The sequence below is a fragment of the Paenibacillus sp. FSL H8-0104 genome (assembly GCF_038050215.1).
GTDB classification, from domain to species: domain Bacteria; phylum Bacillota; class Bacilli; order Paenibacillales; family Paenibacillaceae; genus Paenibacillus; species Paenibacillus amylolyticus.
In genome coordinates this window covers 3292653-3311628 of sequence record NZ_JBBOTC010000001.1, presented here as the reverse complement: position 1 = coordinate 3311628, position 18976 = coordinate 3292653, and the positions used below count along the sequence as shown (strand labels likewise).

The following is an 18976-nucleotide window of genomic DNA, read 5'->3' as shown; positions in this document are numbered from 1 at the left end:
TACATTAAGCAGTGTTCAATCCATTAATATGTTTCTTGTTCATTCCATTCTATCATCTATACAAATAAAGAGTATGACGAAAATTCGTCATACTCCAATGGGTTACACTAAGTTTATCTATTAAAATTTTACGGGCAATGCTGCCAATCCCTGTGATGACAAAGCAGAGTGCCAATGAATCTCTTCCTGAGGAATACTGAGCTGAATATCCGGTAGCCGACGTAAAAGCGTAGTAAACGCCACGTCCCCTTCTACACGAGCAAGCGGAGCGCCAAGACACATATGAATGCCGTGTCCAAAGGCCAAATGCCGTTTTATTTTGCGTTCGATATCCAACTCTTCGGGATCAGTGAACTGCTGCTCGTCCCGATTCGCTGATTTCAGAAGGGGAATCACAACGTCTCCCTTTTGAATCAATTGTCCATCCAGCTCCGTGTCCTGCGTTGCATAACGAGGACCTGAGGAAGTGGCGGGTCCGTTATATCGTAGCAACTCCTCCACCGCAGAAGGAACCAGATTCAGATCTTGTTTCAGTTGTTCCAGTTGTTCGGGATGGGTCAGAAGAAGATAAGAACCAGTTGCAATCAGATTGGAAGTTGTCTCATGTCCAGCAAATATCAATAACGTGATCATGGATATTAATTCATCTTCATTCAGTCGATCTCCCTCCTCCTCAATCGCAATCAATTGACTGATGAGGTCATCTGAAGGTTCTACTCGTTTGTTCGCCACAAGTTGTGAGGTGTACTCTGCGAATGATCGCAAGTGCTGCGCTACGGCAGGGTCCTGTTTACCAAAACCAAGACCTTTTGCAATGTCTTCAGACCATACATGGATCTGAGGTCGGTCTTCCTGAGGTATACCCAACATCTCGGAAATAACGTTGATTGGGAAAGGATAGGCATAGTCTTTTACAAGATCCATCTCTCCTTTTCCTTCGAATTGGTCAATCAACTCATCGGCAATTTCCTGGACGCGTGGACGCAGGCTTTCCATATATCTTGGCGTGAACGCTTTGGAAACCAGGCTACGCAGTCTTCGGTGATCCGGTTCATCAACAAAGAGCATCGACTTTCCGGTAAAAAAGGTCTGGGGTTCCGATGAACCAAGCTCACCTGAGAGATTCTTTCGAATATCATTGCCACTATCAATAGAGTTCATATCTACCGTAAATCGAGAGTGATCTTTCAGCACTTCCATGGCAACGTCCATCCGAGTTACAATCCAGGTTTGCCCTGCTCCACCCATTGGATTAGGAATAGGGACAACGGAACCTTTGGCACGCATCTGTGCAAACATGGCAAATGGATCTTTACTATTTTCTTCGCTAAACAAATTAAATTCTACTTTTTCTGAGGTCTGGTTATTCGAATTATTCATATAAATCTTCCTTTCGAAGTGAAGTGCTTCAAATCTATGGAAATATATGTTCATTCCAATTATATACTACTCGTATAATTAATTTCAAATATCATAGTTTAAACAGTACAAAACAACTGTTATAACAACAATTTATTAATATACTAATAGTATATTAATAATAACCACAGACATAAAAAAACAAAAAAAGAGGTCGGCTACGAGCCAACCCCCATATTAATTACGTTGCTTCACTAGTTCCAAATACCACCAACAGGCTTCGGTCAGTCTATTGGCTTCAGATTGAAACGCACTGGATTTGTACTCTTTGTGAAACGCTTGCAGCACCACTTCGATTACAGGAATATTTAAATCCTCTTGATCTTGTAATAGCGCTAAGAGCCCCTTCGAAAGTTGCTTGAATGATGCAGATTCCTTGGATTTTTGTACACGGTTGTTGAACTCATAAAATTCGATCAATATATTATCGATGTCCAGACCCATATCATGGTTACGCTCATCGGCATTCAGGAAATAGAGAGACTGAAAGTCGAAAATATGTTCATTTCTCTGATGCATTGTTCTTAGGATCACTTCAATGTACGTTAATACTTTGGGAACCACTTCGCTCCATACCGGTTTTTGCGTATTTAGACTTCTTGATGTGTTGGCAATCTGATGTAATATGCCGTAGCACAATATGGCCCCTTCGTTGGCATATAAGCTAATATCGTTCCCGTAAACCTGAATCAAGCGTGTGGACAGCCATTTTAGGTGAACTGTAGCCAGTTTGGCTGAGTTGATCTCCCCGGAATAAAAACCCGTCCAATATAATTCCCATACTCGCTCTTTATTAGGTACAGACATAGGAATCGCAATCTGATCTACGAGCAGGTCATAATCCGATGTATAGTGATTTTGTTCAAGCTCTTTACGAATGAAAACATCCTCTTGCATACGCTGATCAATAATAGAATATAAACAGTCTTCTTTGGAACTGAAGAATTTGTAGAATGTGCCTTTGGATACACCCGATTGATCCAAGATCATCTGGATTGTTGTATTTGCATAGCTGTGCTCTAAAAATAGTGCAAGTGCTGTTTCCAATAAACTTTGTTTACGACTACTCATATCTCGTTATCGCCCCAAGTTTTTCTATTGATTTTAACATTCATTCCTCAGGAGTTGAAGCATTGATTCGCAGTATAGCTGTCATATAAAATAATTGCACAATGGGCAACTTGTTTGTTATGATAAACCTCACAAAGTGCATATTCAGTATGTGTGCTCTTCTTAAAAGAATTAAACCATAGTCATTGGTGTTGGAGGTGAACGCATAAGCGGAGAATAATGATCAAACGAAACTTGAGACATTTGAAGAAAGAAGCAACTGAAAAAGCACTTGCTAGTGCAGCATTTGAACTTACCCTTGAACATGGGCTTGATGGCTTTACGGTCGAAGATATCGTGCATCAGGTGGGTTGTTCCCGCAGAACATTTGCAAACTACTTCACATGTAAAGAAGAAGCCGTAGCAAGAGGCGCAATATCCGTTCAGAATACAACGGAACTCGAAGAGTTACTTACCGAATTGCCCGACAACGTCTCCTTGCTTGACGTACTGTATAACCTGATCAAGATGCAGCTTACAACAGAACTAATAGGAAGACTTCATCAGCTACTATCGCTATCCCAGACCTATCCCGTGCTTGAACCGCATTACCTTGGAGCCATGCACCGGATGCAGACGCAGGCACAAGATACCTTATTAGACTTATCTAACGGGAAGTATGACGAGATCTATACTTATCTTTTGATCAACGCACTATATGGAACAATACTGCCATTAATTGATGGAAGACTCAATGTGTTACTGCCCGGACAAGTCATTACTGAAGATACCAAGCCCGGTGTTTTAACATTCGATCAATTTTTGGAAACCACGTTTAATCATTTACGGGCAGGATTTGAACATGCCAACCATCCACATTCATCATAGAGGAGTGTAAAATAGAGAAATGTCTACATTATTATACAGAGTGGGGAAAACCGCTTTTAGCAAACCTGGAACCTTCATCATTGGCTGGGTTTTAATTCTGGGAATTGTCATCTCCATGATCAGCATCAATGGTATTCACATCAGTTCCGAAATGAAGATTGAAGGCACAGAGTCACAGAAGGTTCTGGATCAATTGGCAAAAGAACTGCCAGCCGCCTCCGGCGGTCAAGGAAGTGTTGTCTTCAAAGCTCCAGACAACGAGCGTTTGGATACGCCTGAACGTTTGGCGGCCATGATGAAAGGTGTTAATGAAGTTTACGGATTAGACAAAGTCATTAACCCTGCGGACTATGCAGCTGAAGCGGGTAATTCGGGTGCTCAGGCGGAAATGGCTCAGAATGCTCAGGCTACTGATATGGCGCAATCCGCAACAACCACGCCTCCTCCCTATGGACCTTTGATGGTGGATGGTGTTCCTGTACCTGGAATGCTGATCTCTTCAGACGGCAGCATTGCACTGTTCCAGTTCCAATTTACAATTGAACAGTCTGCCATAACACAGGATGTATTTGATTCCGTTATTCAATCTGTTATGACGGTAGAGCAAGGAACCAATATTAAGGTACTGCCGGGCGAAACGCTCAAAACGGTATCGATTGGGGTCGGCTCGGCTGAGATTGTCGGATTGGTGATTGCTGTCATTGTATTGCTGATCACCCTTGGCTCCGTTGTTGCAGCAGGTCTGCCTCTGATCACTGCACTCCTCGGTGTTGCCATTGGAGTTGGTGGTGCGTTCTCCATCTCCAAATTCATTGAAATGCCTAGTGTCACTTCCGTTCTAGCTCTCATGGTTGGATTGGCTGTTGGAATAGATTATGCGCTCTTCATTGTTAATCGCCAGCGTCGAATGATCATTGATCAAGGCTTGAGCGCAAAAGAAGCAACGGCCAGAGCCATTGGTACATCGGGCAGCGCAGTATTTTTTGCCGGATTAACCGTCATTATTGCACTGTGCGGTATGCTTGTCATCGGTCTCACATTCTTGTCTACGATGGCTTTGGTCGCAGCTGCCACCGTGCTCATCAACGTATTTGTTGCTTTAACCCTGTTGCCGGCTTTACTGGGATTGGTAGGAGAACGCATCTGTTCCGCCAAAGCTCGTGAGAAAAGCGCGAAACATCCTAAAGCCACTAACCACGGAGTCGCGAACAGATGGGTGAAATTCGTTATCAAAAATCGTTGGGCTACCATTATCGCCATCATCGTCATTCTTGGTTTTGCCGCGACGCCGATCACCAAAATGGAAATGGGTATCCCCGGCGCTTCCTCAGCGAATCTGGATACAACTGCAAGACAAAGTTATGATGCCATCTCCGAAGGTTTCGGAGAAGGATTCAACGGACCCCTTATTCTGGTCGCAGAGCCTAATCAAACTTCCGCAAAAGTTACACCGGAACTCTTGGGTGGTCTGGTGATGGAACTTCAAGGTCAGAATAACGTTGCACAAGTCACACCGCTTGGGATGACAGAAGATTTAGCTATTTTCAGTCTCATTCCAAAAACGGGTCCTAACGATAATCTCACTAAAACACTGGTCACTGATCTACGCGCGGCTGATTCCAGCATCGCACAGACCTATGATGTGAAACTCGGAGTTACTGGACTCACAGCTGTTAACATCGATATGTCAGCCAAACTGGCGCAGGTGTTCCCTATTTATGTAGGCATTATTATCCTGTTGTCACTGATCATTCTGTTACTCGTATTCCGTTCGATCATCGTTCCCATCAAAGCAACAATTGGCTTCCTGCTTAGTATCCTGGCTACATTCGGGATCACCACTGCTGTATTCCAATGGGGCTGGCTGCATTCGCTCTTTGGTTTCGATACCGGTGGCCCGCTACTGAGCTTTATGCCGATCATCGTAACAGGTATCCTGTATGGCCTCGCGATGGACTATCAAGTCTTCCTTGTGAGCTCCATGCGGGAATCCTATGTGCATGGTCATCGCGGGACCGAATCCGTTGTTCATGGGTACAATCAGGTAAGTCGCGTGGTTGTTGCCGCAGCAGTGATTATGGTCTCTGTATTTGCAGGATTTATATTCACTGACGATGTCATGATCAAGCAGATTGGTTTCACTTTGGCGGTAGGCATTCTGATTGATGCTTTTATCATCCGTATGGGCTTGGTCCCTGCCATCATGGCTATTTTCGGAGACAAAGCTTGGGCACTTCCAAAATGGCTGGATCGCATTCTGCCAAACCTGGATGTTGAAGGCGAGAAGCTGATTGCTTCCCTGAATGCTGAAGAGCATGCCAACACGAAGTCTGGATTAAAATAACCCTGCCAATAGAACGGTAGATACCATGATTACTTTTACGACTATATTCACCAATACAAAGACCTCCTCTGTTTTTATAAACAGGAGGTCTTTTTTCTTTTTCACATTTTATGCGGTGATGTCTTCAATATGGATAGTATAGCGTGGGGATTTAGCAGCATTAACAAACGCCGCAAATAACTTCTGACTGTAGTCATCTACTTTGTAGCTGTACTCTGGATGCCACTGCACAGCCAAAACAAACGAGCGGTTTGGCATGACCACGGATTCAACGAGTCCATCTTCAGCGACGGCCACAGCAGTTAACTTATCCGATAACATTTTGATTCCCTGATGGTGGTAGCTGTTCACTTTTATCGTATCGGTTTGCAAGATATCACGAAGCAAATTATTTTCCTCAATATGTACATCATGTACAAGATTCGTATACGGCGGACTTTGCTTATGGTTAACGAACTTGTTCACATGAAGTTGAAGGCTAGTGGGAATGTCTTGATATAACGTTCCACCCAACATAACGTTAAATAGCTGTAGTCCACGGCATATGCCAAAGGCAGGCTTATCAAGCTCAATTACCTTTTGTAATAATATAGACTCCATCATATCGCGTTCAATACACAACTCTCCACAGGTAACCTCTGCATGCTCATGATACAGCTCAGGATTGAGATCATGTCCCCCGGTGAACAGGAACCCATCGAACTGATTAGCCAGCGTTGCTATGATCTCGGTATCTGTTGTCAAAGGCAGCATAATTGGAACCCCGCCTGCTCCTTCTATGGCGTTCATATAATCTGGAAGCATCCAGTAACTTTTTTTGTCAGTATCATATAAAGGCAGTACACCGATCATGGGCTTTTTCATGGCATTACCTCCAAGCTTTTCATTCATTTTATCAGATCTCTTCATATATAAATTCACTGAATTATTGCATTATCCTACCTCTATCATCTACGAACCCGTTACATCCGGAATGCTGGAAAACTAAAAAAACAAACAAAGCCGTATAACAGCGACTTTGTTTGTAGTTCATATACCATATATACGCATTCATGCGTTTAGTCTAGACAGCATCTCATCTAAGCTGCTTTTACAGTGGTTGCTTCGTCTGAATTCACTTGGATGGAACGCTGGCATATCAGGGTAACGACAAAAGCCAGCAAGGCAAGCATCACAGCAACTGGAGGCACCCACTGGAGACCACCCATATTAACGGCAATTCCCCCGACACCAGAGCCTAGCGCTATACCCACATTGGCCGCCACAGGCAGGAGTGTAGATGCAAATGCTTTGGACCCCGGCGCGATCGATCCTGACACATCAAACAAATATAACTGGGATGCCGCGCTCATGGAGGATGACAGACATCCAATCAGGAACAGAAACGCCAAGCCCATCCACACATTAGAAACGGTAAAACTCATGCCAAGGAACAGGATGGCTTGGATGACGAAAAGTCGCTTGAGCTTGGGCAGGAAGTCACCCTTGGCTATTTTGGCACCAATCCAGTTACTCAGGATGCTACAGGCTCCATAGATCAGGAGTATGGCACTAATCCATTGTACTGGCACACCCATCGTCTCACTCAGGAGTGGCGTAATGTAAGTAAAAACGACGAAAATACAGCTGTTTCCGAGTACAGGGATCAGACAGGCCAGCAATATCCGTGGTTTTAAAAAGAGAGACATCTGATCACTGAACGAACCTGCAATCGTTGTTGTTTGGCGTGGCAGAATACGGAACATGAACACCAGCGGCACAACCCCTATGCATGCTGTAACAACAAACGTCATGGACCAGCTTAGATGTTGTCCGATAAATGTACCGAGCGGAACACCTAGCACATTAGCGATTGAAAATCCGCCCAAAATCCAGGCGATAGCTTCCCCTCTTCGCTCCCGGTTCACTGCGTCGCTTACGATCGAGATCGAAAGCGATATTGTAAGTCCACAAGCAACGGCCGACACGATGCGAATGGCCATCAGAGAAGAGAACGTTGTTGAGAACACGGTCAATAGATTTAATGCTAACACGATTGCAAATCCGATCAATATGGAACTTCTTCTGGATATTTTGGCCAAGAAAGCCACAGCAAATGGTGTACCCACTGCGTATGCAATCGCAAAACCGGAGACAAGCATACCCGCGGCAGCAAGTGATACTTTCATGTAACTTTCAATTTCCTTCAACACACCCACGATAACATACTCGGTTGTTCCCAGTACAAAGCTAACAAGCGTAAGCGTTAAAATAAGTAGGTTCTCTCTATTTCTAGTCATAAATCAATACTCACTAATCCTTTCTATTGTTGCAAGCGCTTCAATTCTGTCTACGATCATTAATTCATGTATTTTCTGCTTTCCCATTCCTTCACTTTCGATATATAGTACATTTTGGATAGTGAAATTGTACTGTCAGATATACCATGGCGACAATCAAGGTTGTTGTGGTTTTATTGCAAAACATTATATATGTTGTCATTTCAACACAGACTTTCATTACAGATTCTGAAGGGAAGACATAGATGAATACACACCACGAATTCGGCCAACGGCATCCAAATCGAGATTGCACCATTATTTATGTAGGAAAACTGGCCGACAATCCCCATTGGAGCTTTCCGACGCATAAACATGACGATCTGCATGAGATTATCTACGTAACTGAAGGCAAAGGATTGTTCACCATTGACGGTACCAAACACTGGGCTCAAAAAGGGGACATGCTCATTTATAACAAGGGTACTCTTCACGAGGAGAAGTCCAATCCTGAATTCCCGTTATCCACCTTTTATTGCGGCTTTCGTTTTGCAGAAGGCACCCAGACCCTTGAGGATTGGGTCATCCCTCCCTCTAACAATCCGATCATTCGAGCCAACCGATATTCCGATGAGCTCCATTCGTTAATGCAGACTCTCTTCAATGAATTTTCAATCCGGGAACATGGATACGAGTCGATCTCTGGACATGTCCTGAAAGCAATACTTCTGATCATCGATCGGCAGTCCCGTCAACAGCTTCCTAGTGGGGAGATCGTTGAGAGCAATACCCTTGCTGAGAGCATTAAAGACTATTTGGATACCAACTATCGGCAGAACATTAAACTCAAAGAATTGGCAGATCAATTTCATATCGATTTTTATTACTTAATTCATATGTATAAAAATCACTTTGGCACTTCTCCTTATCATTACCTGATTCAACGAAGAATGGGTGAAGCCACCCGATTATTAGTCTCAACCAACAAAAAAATATGGGAAATTGCCAAACTGGTCGGTTACGATAACCCCAATTACTTTACGATTTTATTTACCAAAACGGTTGGTGAATCACCACGAAGTTTCCGAAAAAAGAATCAAAAGGATATGTTCGGGGACGAGGTGTCACATTCTTACTAATCTTACTACATGCAGAAAGGCGCTCCATTAGGGGAGCGCCTAGTGCTTTACATGTCTCTTTACATATTTCTTTACACATTTACTTACTTCTACTCTAAAGCTTAAAGCGGCGAACCAATTCTTGCATGTTCTCAGCTGTTTTGGAGAGCTGTGCAGATGATGCCGATATCTCCTGCATCGCCGCCATTTGTTCTTGGGCTGCTGCTGAAGTTGTCTGAGCACTATCAGCCGACACTTTAGAGATATGACTCATCGCGGCAACGGTAGCCGAGACTTCTTCCGTACTGGCTGACAACTGTTCTGAGACAGCGGAAATATCCTGAATTTGATCCACGATATGCGTTGTATATTGTTCAATGTTCGATATGGTTGCAGAAGCTTCTTGGCTGATCCGCATTCCTTCACCGACTTGATTACGAACTTTATCATTCATAAGAGACGTGGATTTGGCAATCAGATCGAGCATTTTACCAATGGTAGCGCCAATGTCGTCCGCACTTTGTTTGGATTGCATCGATAACGTGCGCACCTCACCAGCAACGACAGCAAAACCTTTTCCGTGTTCTCCTGCTCTTGATGCCTCAATAGAGGCATTCAGTGACAGAAGATTGGTTTGCCGAGAGATATCCGCAATCGCTTCATTCATTCGATTAGCTTCGGTGGAGAGACTGGACAGCTCATTAATCAATGCCGAGGTTTCTTCAACAGCTCCGAGAATGTGTTCCATTTGTTCTCCGACCTGGTTTATCGTTTTCCCACCGTTAGCAACAGCGCGCTCCGTCTCTTCAGCCGAATCCACAATCGCACTCGCAGATTCTGCAATTGAACTGATGCCTCTCGCCATCTCTTCTACGGCATTCGCGGTTTGTTCCGAATTCTCCGCCCCAACGATAGCTGATTCCGCAGTCTGTTGCATGGTTTCAGCCACATGTTGAACCGATTGGGTGGTTTGTTCTGTACTTTCCTGAATCATCTGGGAAGAGTGACTTAACAACGATGACGTCTGGTGAAGTTCAGCAACCACTGATTGAAGGGAGATGGTCATTTGGTCAAAATCATTTGCCAATATACCAAATTCGTTTTCGGTTTTAAGATTCACTCGTTCAGACAGATTCCCTTCGCTTACGCTGCGGGTTGCCTTTCGCAGTTTTTGCATAGGTACAATAAAAGATCTCAGAATGAAGAAAATAATTACACCGGCAATCAATACAGATATAACAATGACCGTTAGACTCGATATCATGATGGGTTTCGCTGCGGCGATAAAATCTTCATGGCCCATCAAAGCAATGACATTCCAACCCGTCAAAGCATTAACACCGTTATATACCTCCAGATCATACGCCAGATCCGTTCTAACAAATTGGGAAAATGCCATCGGTTCATCGGAACTTGAAGCCGTATTAGGATGGACTGGAATTCCCTCAATAAGTGCTCCGCCGAGCTCTCCTCCTCCACCTTTTGCAATCGCACCGGACCAAGCCGCAATCGTTCGATTGGAGTCAACCACAATCAGACTTCCATTGCCTCCTACATCAACATATGATAACGCTTTTGCTAATGGCTCCAGATCAAGTTTAATACTTGCTACACCTTGTTCATTTGACAGAGCTTTTGAAATCTCTACATAAATCTTCCCGGATACCGGATCTTTCATAATACTCGAAAAATAGAGTGATCCATTCTTACTTTCACCATTAGAATACCAATCTGTGCTGCGTGGATCATATGTTGCATCCTCAATTGCTGGAGAAGATATATTACTGCCTTGGTCGTTGCCTACGGTTATGGCAAGAATATCAGGATATGTATCAGCTAATTGGTCGATTCCTACTTGTACTGCTTCGTTGTTCGTCTGACTGGGGGTGGTGCCATACATACTGTCAATATAACTCAATAATGCTGCTTTTTCCCCCACCAGATTGTTAATATACTGTCCTGTCATCGTTAATATTGTATTGAGGGGATCTGTCATTTTTTGTTGTACCTGATCTTTGGCACTATCATATGAGAAATAACCGATAAGTGCAGTCGGGATAATAAGTACCGCAAGGAAAGCTGCAATGAGTCGAGTGCTCATTAATCGTAAAACGGCTCCTCCTTTCTTATAAAATGACCTTTTTTCACTTTCCTTTTTCAAGTTCAATCTTCCTCTCTTTATTCATTTTTGGTAGAACTAATCGGCCAGTAAACGCAAAAAAAACCATATATATGCACACCCAAAGAAACTTTGAGCATGTATATACATAGGTATTGCCTGAATGAATTCAGTAACAAGCCGTATTTGTTTAGTATTATAACATAATTAAAAAGGGTTTGTTAACTATGATTGGGTCTTTATACCAGACATCTGTTGTTTATAATCCGTAGGACTTAGCCCCGTATACTCTTTGAACACCTTCGAGAAATAGTGCTGGTCGCTAAATGAAAGTAAATCGGAAACCTCCTTAAACTTCATGTCGGGTTGACTTTCCATCAGTCTGCAGGCCTCCTGAATGCGAAGCCGGGTGTAATACTGGACAAACGTAATTTGTGTTGCATTTTTGATCACTCTGCTGACGTACGACGGGCTAACGTGAAACTTCATGGCAATGTCGTTGATAGATAATTGAGAGTATTTATTTAGTTTTACGTAATCGTCAATCTGTTCAAACAGGATCGCCTTGCTTTTTCGAACGTGGGATTGCAGCATATCGAAGCACTGTCCCGTCCATTCCGCCAGTTCCCGGCAAAAATCGGCATAGGACTGTGCCTGGGCGAATTGTCTTGACCGAAGCTCCAGACCCAATCTTATGCCCGACCCCTGTTCCTCGTACAGATGAGCAAACGTGTCTACAATCAATCCAATAAACCGCTCCACCTCGGTCATATGTACATTTTCCTCTGCCCATCGATTCAGCAATTCGGATAACTTAAAAGCAAACCGTTCTTTCTGCCGAGCCTGTATCATCTGTACAAAAGCTGATTCCTGCAGCGGATCCAGACAGCCTGTCTCAGATCTGGCCATCGACACCGGATTCCCGGTATCCAACACTATTCCTTGTTTCAACCGTTGCTGCTCAGACAAAATGGACGACATTCGGTGATAGAGCTCCGGCAGATTACCAGACTCAGCGAATAGAAGTTGTCCTCCAATGATTGCATCGATGTCATGCGCAACCAAATGCCGTCGCATCGATTCAAGACATTCATGTACGGAAGAGTACACCTCAAGTGCACTCTTGTTGACAAAAGCGATAAATTGATATGAAGTTTGACTGGTGTAAACACGACAAGGATGGAATGCAAAAAAATCCTGCACTAAACCCTCAAGTTCCACCTGCACCCAACGTTCATGCCCTGCGGTAAAAGGCTGTCTGCTCATAATGATCATCATCTGGCTGAATAAAGGCGGAAAATGCTCCCCCTGTTTCGACGTAGTCTCACATTGGGGATGAATGATTTCCTGCAAATCCAGCAGTTCCTTGGACATCTGTTGATCAAGTTGGTCAATTACCCGACCCATGACTTCTTCAAGCGCCTCTCGCTCGACGGGTTTTAACAAATAGTCAAACACTTGCAGGTTCAATGCTTTTCTTGTGTATTCAAAATCGCTGTAACCGCTAATCAAGATGACCTTCAGATCCGGGTTGGCAATTTTGGCTTGCTCAATCAGGGACAGTCCGTCCATTTTCGGCATTCGTATATCGGTCAACAGCAGATCAATCGGTGACTGCTTTATCGCCGCCAAGGCTTTCTCGCCATTCGTTGCCGTAGCCGCTACACGAATCGGGAAGCTCAGCGTTTCCAAGAGCATTTTAATATTACGTAATATCGGTTTGCTATCCTCAACGATCATAACGTTATACATCGCCTATACCCCCTTGCTAGTAAAAATCTCTCGTCAGTGAGCCGATGATTTGAATCGTTGCTCCATGTTGCTCTTCCGCATGATTGTTAAATATATTAATAAAAAGCCGGTTGTTATACATTAGTTTGAGTCGATTGACACTATTGATAATCCCCATGTTACCAAGGGCTGTTCCACGATCAGCAGTCTGGTTCATTCCGGAACCCGATGCCTGAATATTGGCTAAAATCTCCTGGATCTTATCCGGTGGAAAGCCCTCTCCGTTATCTTTGATCTCCAAAGCCCATAATCCGTTATATTGCTTCACGGTAATCTGGATACGCCAAGGCGGCGTGGTGTTGGCAAAGGCATGTTCAATGCAGTTTTCCACAAACGGCTGAATGACCAACCGCGGCAATCGGATATCGTTCGCCAGCTCATCAGCACAGATGTCCCACTCCAGATCCTCTTCGTACTTTTGTTGTACAAGGGACAGATAATGTCTCGTATGTTGAAGCTCCTCAGCCAAAGTCACATGCGCGTATGGTGAAGAGACAATATAACGCAGACTGTCCGAAAGATGTTTGCACATATCCGATACAACTTTGGTCTTCCCCTCTTGGGCGGCAATACTGATCAGGTATAGAACATTATGAATAAAATGAGGTGCAATCTGGGCTTGCAGCGCCGAATTACGCGCCTTTACTTCTTCATGAAGCGCCGATTTTTCCCGGTCAATGGATTGTTGCAGCCTCTCCATCAGATCCTGAAAGGCTTCGTTAAGTAATAAGAGATCGTTATTCTTCGGCGTTTCATCCACTTTCAGATTCATATTGCTGTAGTTCATGCGCCAGATCTGACCGCGTAGCTTGCGGATAGGCAGCAGCAGGTTACGTGTCGACAGGAAGATATACACAAATGAAACCAGCATCAGTGCTGTAATCAGCAGAATGGACATCGTCTGAACCGAATGGATCGAGCCTAGAACAGATTTTTTGGGCGTTATGATATACGTGATCCAGCCTGTACTGGGTGAAGTGGAATGCGTGATATAATTGTCGTTTTTGTCCACATCCAGTCCCTCGTCTGATGCAGGCTTTGTCCAATTGGTAAATGTCACACCCGCTTCCGAACCTGTCATCTGCTCGCCTTGTTCATTCAGAATATAGACTTCGCCAGCGGTAATACCCTCTGTTAGGTTCTGTATATAGGCCTGTTCCATCTGGATGCTAAGATAACCGTACACCTTGCCGTTCTGATCATTGATCGTGCGCACAAATGAGATCGTATCGTCTTGACGCAGCAGAACAAAACCACTTTCCGTCCAATCTCGTCCGACCTGACTACTCTCCATCATGGTGTTCAGGATTGCGGGAGGATTACCCGAACCCAGATATGATGTCAGGAGAACCCCGTGATTGTCGTAGATGGACATGTCCTTGATATTCATGCTCGGCCCGATGGCCTGAAACATGATGTCTTTGATGATCCGAATTTGCTTCAGTCTTTCATAGTTACTATGAGCTGAGGAGCTCTTGTCCATGGCTACAAATATATTTTTGCTGGATAATATTCGCTGCGACATCTGGTTCTGTTGTTCTACGTATAGATCAACTTGCTCTCTTACCTTCGTAGCTGTAACGAGCGTATCCTGCTCTGTTTTCAGTTTGAGCGGGCGGACAACGATCACATTTACATACACGATAAAACAGCCCAGCACAAACAAAAGCAGAGCCAGAAATGTCAAAAACACCTTTGTCTGCAAACTGAATTGAGTTGCTTTATGTATGAGCTTTGCCATTCTCAGAGATGCCCTCCTGTTCTGACATGATGTGAAATCCCTTATATTCATGTCTACTCTATCACGGTATTTCATGAAATGATAGCGATTTCAAGTTCAGGATTTTACACATCAACGTTCAAGCACAGACATGTACCGGGGCGAGAAAAGAATCTATAATCGGACTTGTAAACGGATTCACTACACGTTTCAGAGGGGGATTTGCATTGAAAACAATAAAAAGAAAAAAGGTGTTTTCCATTATTCTGGCCAGTTTATTATCGGTCTCATTAACGGCTTGTGGATCAGGAGGTACGGATTCCGGCACAGCTGCTGGCGGGGACAGCAAGAGTGGCAAAGTCACATTGGAGCTGGCAATCTCTAAAAGTTCTCAGGACTCTGCCTTTATCCAGCAGGACATTCTCGATGCATTCGAAAAACAAACAAACATTCGTGTCAATTTGCAGCTGATTCCAGCGGAACAAACGACAACTGTACTGCAAACCAAACTGGCTGTAGATGAAACGCCTGATATTATTCAGTACAATCTGGCGAGCGCAGTCACGGATTTGAACCTTGAACGTAACTTCGAGATTCTGGATAACGAGCCTTGGGCGAGCAGAATTGTGAACAAAGACGTCCTCTCTTCTGGTGGTCATCTCTACAGCTTCCATGTCAGCCAAGATACGGGGATGCAAGGGGTCGTTTATAACAAACAAATCTTTGAAGAACTCGGGTTGTCGCTTCCAACCAACTACGAAGAATTCCTGGCGATCTGTGAAAAAATCAAAGCAAGTGGCATTACACCTGTATTCATGCCGTACAAAGATGCCTGGGCTGCCAACATCTGGCCTGCTGCAGCTTTTGCCGATTTTGTAGCCAAAAATGAACCGACTTTTTTTGATGAGTTGAACAGCAACAAGAAAAAATGGTCTGATATCCCGGAATTCAAAACATTCCTGGAACAACAATATGAGATTTACACTAAAGGTTACACCAACACGGATGTGCTTAGCGACAGCTATGACATGGCCGTAGGTAAATTCCTGAACAAGGAAGTTGCCATGATGTTTATGGGCGATTGGTTAATTGAAGGCGTGGCCGAGCAAGATCCAAATATGGAACTGGGCGTATTCCCGATTCCATCGTCAGACAATGCCAGTCTGGGTGCAAGTCCACTCGGCGGACAACTGTTCATTCCGAAGAAATCCAAACATTTGGAAGAAGCTAAACAATTCTTGGACTACATCGCCTCCAAGGAAGTTGCACAACAGATCGTGGACTCCAAAGGGTACGTATCCAATTTCAGTGACGTCACCACACCAGAATTGCCGGCTTACAAGCAGGATATTGTAGACAACTATATTACGCCGAAGAAAACCGTGCTGACAACGGATGCATACATGCTGGTTGATCGCAGCGAACTGTATCGATTGTTACAGGATCAATTCGCGGGTGGATTGTCACCAGAAGAAGTACTGAAATCCTGGGATGAGAAGTTCAGTCAGTTGATGCAGGATAAAGGCGTAGAAGGTTTCTAAAGAGTGAAATATAAGGCAGCATAACATAATCATTCGTTATGCTGCCTAGTTATAACGGAGTGTGAGACATGAAAAGGACTAAAAATCTGTACTCGTATTACATGATATTTCCCGCACTGATTATCTACTCCATCTTTTTTGTTGTGCCTGCTCTCGCCGCTTTCTATTATTCATTCACGGATTGGCGGCTGGATCGGCTGGAGCTGAAGTTCATCGGGTGGGATAATTTCAAGAAAATTTTCTCAGACAAAACGCTTATTCTGGCGCTGAAAAACACGGCAATATTTGCAATTGTCACCGTCGTTGGCAAAAATGTCATCGGTCTATTGCTGGCCGTAGGACTTAACATGCGACTAAGAACAAAGAACCTGCTACGCGCGATCTTCTACTCCCCTTCCATTCTCAGCATCCTTGTGATCAGCATCCTGTTCACTCCCATGTTGCGTACCGAAGGTACAATTAACAATTTATTGGAATCTGTTGGGTTACATTCGTTAAGCCAAGCTTGGCTGACCAACCCATCGATTGTGATCTGGACGATTGCCATCGTCTCGATCTGGCAGAGTGCCGGGTTCCAGATGGCCATTTATCTGGCGGGCCTGCAGTCCATTTCTCAAGAGTATTACGAAGCAGCCAAGATTGATGGCGCAAGTTCGTGGAGAAGTTTTTTCAAGATCACACTACCACTCTTGCTGCCCGCAATTAACATTAACTTGATGTTGACATTGATCGGTGGACTCAAAGTATTCTCCGAAGTATATGTCATGACCGGTGGTGGCCCGGGTAACGCTTCCCAGGTCGTAGGTACGATCATTCTGCGATCTTTCGGCGAAGGCAACTGGGGACTTGGTACCGCGGTCAACACACTTCTCTTCGTGGTCGTTACCATTATTGCTATACCGCTATTGATCTTCATGCGGCGTAAGGAGGTTACGGAATAACATGGGCTATACACGCAAACTCGCCATCCGCAACTATATCGTGGAAGGTTTCCTGATTCTGGCCTCTCTTATCGTTCTGTTGCCGCTTGTCATTCTGATCTTTGGTTCATTCAAAACCAGTGCCGAAGTGCTTAGTTTCTCCCTGAGTTTTCCGGAAACATGGCAGTTCTCGAACTATGTTCGTGTCTTCCAGGAAGGCGGACTGTCGCGAGCGTTCTTCAACAGCATTTTGATTACTGGCGTATCTTCCATCATTAATATCGTTGCCTCTTCGGCAGCGGCATTCATTCTGGCACGTCGGGAAACCAAACTATCCGGCACGATCTACATGTATTTCTTCATGGGACTGATTGCGCCAATGTCGATTATTACGACCATACGTGTTGTACAGGGATTGGGATTCTACGGCAGCATCACAAGTGTCATCCTGATCTACGCCGCGTTAAATACAGCCTTCAGTGTATTCTTGTATAGTGGATTCATCAAAACCATTCCACGAGCGCTGGACGAAGTGGCATTTCTGGAAGGAGCAAGTGTGTTCGGGGTGTTCTTCCGCATCGTCACACCGCTCATCCTGCCCGTTAACGCAACGGTAGCGATCATGGTGTTCATGTCCGTCTGGAATGACATTACAATTCCGGTGTACTTCCTGACAGACAGTTCCACATGGACGATGCCACTGTCGATCTACAATTTCTACGGCAAATATAGCCGGGACTGGAACCTGATCTTCGCCAATCTCGTGCTTACTTCCCTGCCTGTATTCATCCTGTATCTATTCGGGCAAAAATATATCGTCAGCGGCCTTACTGCCGGTGCAGTTAAAGGTTAAACCTCATATTCTCACCGTTCTTGAAGGAATGGAATTAGAGAATTCATGACAGACTTAACCCCCACCAGATCTGGCGGGGGTTGTTTTATTTATAGCGAGAAATGTATCTACACCTCTCTATTTTTGAAACAATTGCGGGTAAAGGGCAGCAACACCACCAGCAAGACCCTGTTGTACATTCCGACTAGTATCATCAGCAATAATCTCGTAGAGATCCGCTTCAATGGAATCTATTGCAATTTTGGCAATATCCGTTGGGCTCGTTTTTGGTGCGTCGATACCTGCCGTCATATCCGTATCCATGAACGCCACGTGCAATCCGGCAACGCTAACGTTCTTAGGGGCTAATTCCAGACGTAATGCATTCGTAATTCCCCACTGAGCGGATTTTGCAGCTGAATATGCACCTGAGTTACCAAGGCTGAGCCAAGATAGAGCAGACAGGATATTCAGTATCGAACCGCCCCCATTCTTCTCTATTACCAGTGCAAACGCACGAATCATTGAAAGCGTACCGAATACATGTGTATTGAATTCCAAGTGAATATCGTTCAGCTCACCTCTGAGCAGAGAAGCACCCGTAGCGGAACCAGCATTATTAATTAGAAGGGTTACATCACTAGCTTCCTCAGCTGCAGCCATGACAGATTGTGGATCCGTAATATCGAGTTGCAGTGGAATAGCCCCGGGCAGATCAATGGATTCAGGGTTTCGCGCCCCAGCATACACTTTGGTTCCCCTCGCCAGCAGTTCAAGAGCAAGTTCCTTACCCAACCCTCGATTAGCCCCACTTACAATAGCAACTTGTTTGGAAATATTCATTTATTATTACTCCCTCTCATTGAGAATGTATTCATTTTCGAGTTGTTATGGGAACGATCATTCTCATAATCTCTAATAACAATCTATCACATCGGGAACGATCAGTAAAGAATAACTTTTATGATTCATGTCT

At 44.3% G+C, this 18976-nt stretch carries 14 protein-coding genes; 6 read left to right on the top strand and 8 right to left on the bottom strand.

Annotated features, from left to right (window positions below; all coding sequences use genetic code 11):
- Window positions 1-120: 120 nt before the first annotated feature.
- On the bottom strand, window positions 121-1380 hold the full coding sequence (locus NST38_RS14815; RefSeq protein WP_076253020.1) for a cytochrome P450 family protein: 1260 nt from the start codon (window positions 1378-1380) through the stop codon (window positions 121-123).
- Window positions 1381-1596: 216 nt separating this feature from the next.
- Window positions 1597-2490, bottom strand: a complete 894-nt coding sequence (locus tag NST38_RS14810; protein ID WP_076253019.1) for a TetR/AcrR family transcriptional regulator — start codon at window positions 2488-2490, stop codon at window positions 1597-1599.
- A 234-nt stretch (window positions 2491-2724) separates the two neighbouring features.
- Between NST38_RS14810 and NST38_RS14805 the strand changes: the two genes are divergently transcribed.
- Together NST38_RS14805 and NST38_RS14800 are read left to right on the top strand one after the other, a co-directional pair.
- The gene (locus NST38_RS14805) at window positions 2725-3357 is read left to right on the top strand and encodes a TetR/AcrR family transcriptional regulator (RefSeq protein WP_338708799.1); all 633 of its coding nucleotides are present in this window, start codon (window positions 2725-2727) and stop codon (window positions 3355-3357) included.
- A 19-nt stretch (window positions 3358-3376) separates the two neighbouring features.
- Complete coding sequence (locus NST38_RS14800; protein WP_076253017.1) at window positions 3377-5701, top strand: MMPL family transporter; 2325 nt, start codon at window positions 3377-3379, stop codon at window positions 5699-5701.
- A 108-nt stretch (window positions 5702-5809) separates the two neighbouring features.
- On the opposite strand, the gene NST38_RS14795 is transcribed toward NST38_RS14800, so the two are convergent.
- Both NST38_RS14795 and NST38_RS14790 read right to left on the bottom strand, forming a co-directional pair.
- Window positions 5810-6565 (bottom strand): gamma-glutamyl-gamma-aminobutyrate hydrolase family protein, encoded by a 756-nt coding sequence (locus NST38_RS14795; RefSeq protein WP_076253207.1) that lies wholly within the window; start codon window positions 6563-6565, stop codon window positions 5810-5812.
- A 215-nt stretch (window positions 6566-6780) separates the two neighbouring features.
- Window positions 6781-7980: an MFS transporter gene (locus tag NST38_RS14790; RefSeq protein ID WP_076253016.1), complete on the bottom strand. Its 1200-nt coding sequence runs from the start codon at window positions 7978-7980 to the stop codon at window positions 6781-6783.
- Window positions 7981-8225: 245 nt separating this feature from the next.
- Between NST38_RS14790 and NST38_RS14785 the strand changes: the two genes are divergently transcribed.
- Window positions 8226-9098 carry a helix-turn-helix transcriptional regulator gene (locus NST38_RS14785; protein ID WP_076253015.1) on the top strand — a complete coding sequence of 291 codons (873 nt, stop codon included), beginning with the start codon at window positions 8226-8228 and terminating at the stop codon, window positions 9096-9098.
- Window positions 9099-9192: 94 nt separating this feature from the next.
- On the opposite strand, the gene NST38_RS14780 is transcribed toward NST38_RS14785, so the two are convergent.
- The 3 genes from NST38_RS14780 to NST38_RS14770 all read right to left on the bottom strand — a co-directional run bounded on the left by NST38_RS14780 (window position 9193) and on the right by NST38_RS14770 (window position 14728).
- Entirely contained in the window at window positions 9193-11178 is a 1986-nt protein-coding gene (locus NST38_RS14780; protein WP_076253014.1) for a methyl-accepting chemotaxis protein, read from the bottom strand.
- 243 nt (window positions 11179-11421) lie between these two features.
- Window positions 11422-12948: a response regulator gene (locus NST38_RS14775; RefSeq protein ID WP_076253013.1), complete on the bottom strand. Its 1527-nt coding sequence runs from the start codon at window positions 12946-12948 to the stop codon at window positions 11422-11424.
- Window positions 12949-12964: 16 nt separating this feature from the next.
- On the bottom strand, window positions 12965-14728 hold the full coding sequence (locus NST38_RS14770) for a sensor histidine kinase (protein WP_076253012.1): 1764 nt from the start codon (window positions 14726-14728) through the stop codon (window positions 12965-12967).
- A 206-nt stretch (window positions 14729-14934) separates the two neighbouring features.
- Between NST38_RS14770 and NST38_RS14765 the strand changes: the two genes are divergently transcribed.
- From NST38_RS14765 to NST38_RS14755, 3 genes are all read left to right on the top strand, one after another.
- Complete coding sequence (locus NST38_RS14765; RefSeq protein ID WP_076253011.1) at window positions 14935-16248, top strand: ABC transporter substrate-binding protein; 1314 nt, start codon at window positions 14935-14937, stop codon at window positions 16246-16248.
- A 68-nt stretch (window positions 16249-16316) separates the two neighbouring features.
- Window positions 16317-17189 (top strand): carbohydrate ABC transporter permease, encoded by an 873-nt coding sequence (locus NST38_RS14760; protein ID WP_036616033.1) that lies wholly within the window; start codon window positions 16317-16319, stop codon window positions 17187-17189.
- Between the two features lies 1 nt (window position 17190).
- The gene (locus tag NST38_RS14755) at window positions 17191-18021 is read left to right on the top strand and encodes a carbohydrate ABC transporter permease (protein ID WP_017688542.1); all 831 of its coding nucleotides are present in this window, start codon (window positions 17191-17193) and stop codon (window positions 18019-18021) included.
- Between the two features lie 117 nt (window positions 18022-18138).
- Here the strand turns inward: NST38_RS14755 and NST38_RS14750 are convergent, their stop codons facing one another.
- Window positions 18139-18843 (bottom strand): SDR family oxidoreductase, encoded by a 705-nt coding sequence (locus NST38_RS14750; protein ID WP_076253010.1) that lies wholly within the window; start codon window positions 18841-18843, stop codon window positions 18139-18141.
- Window positions 18844-18976: the final 133 nt, after the last annotated feature.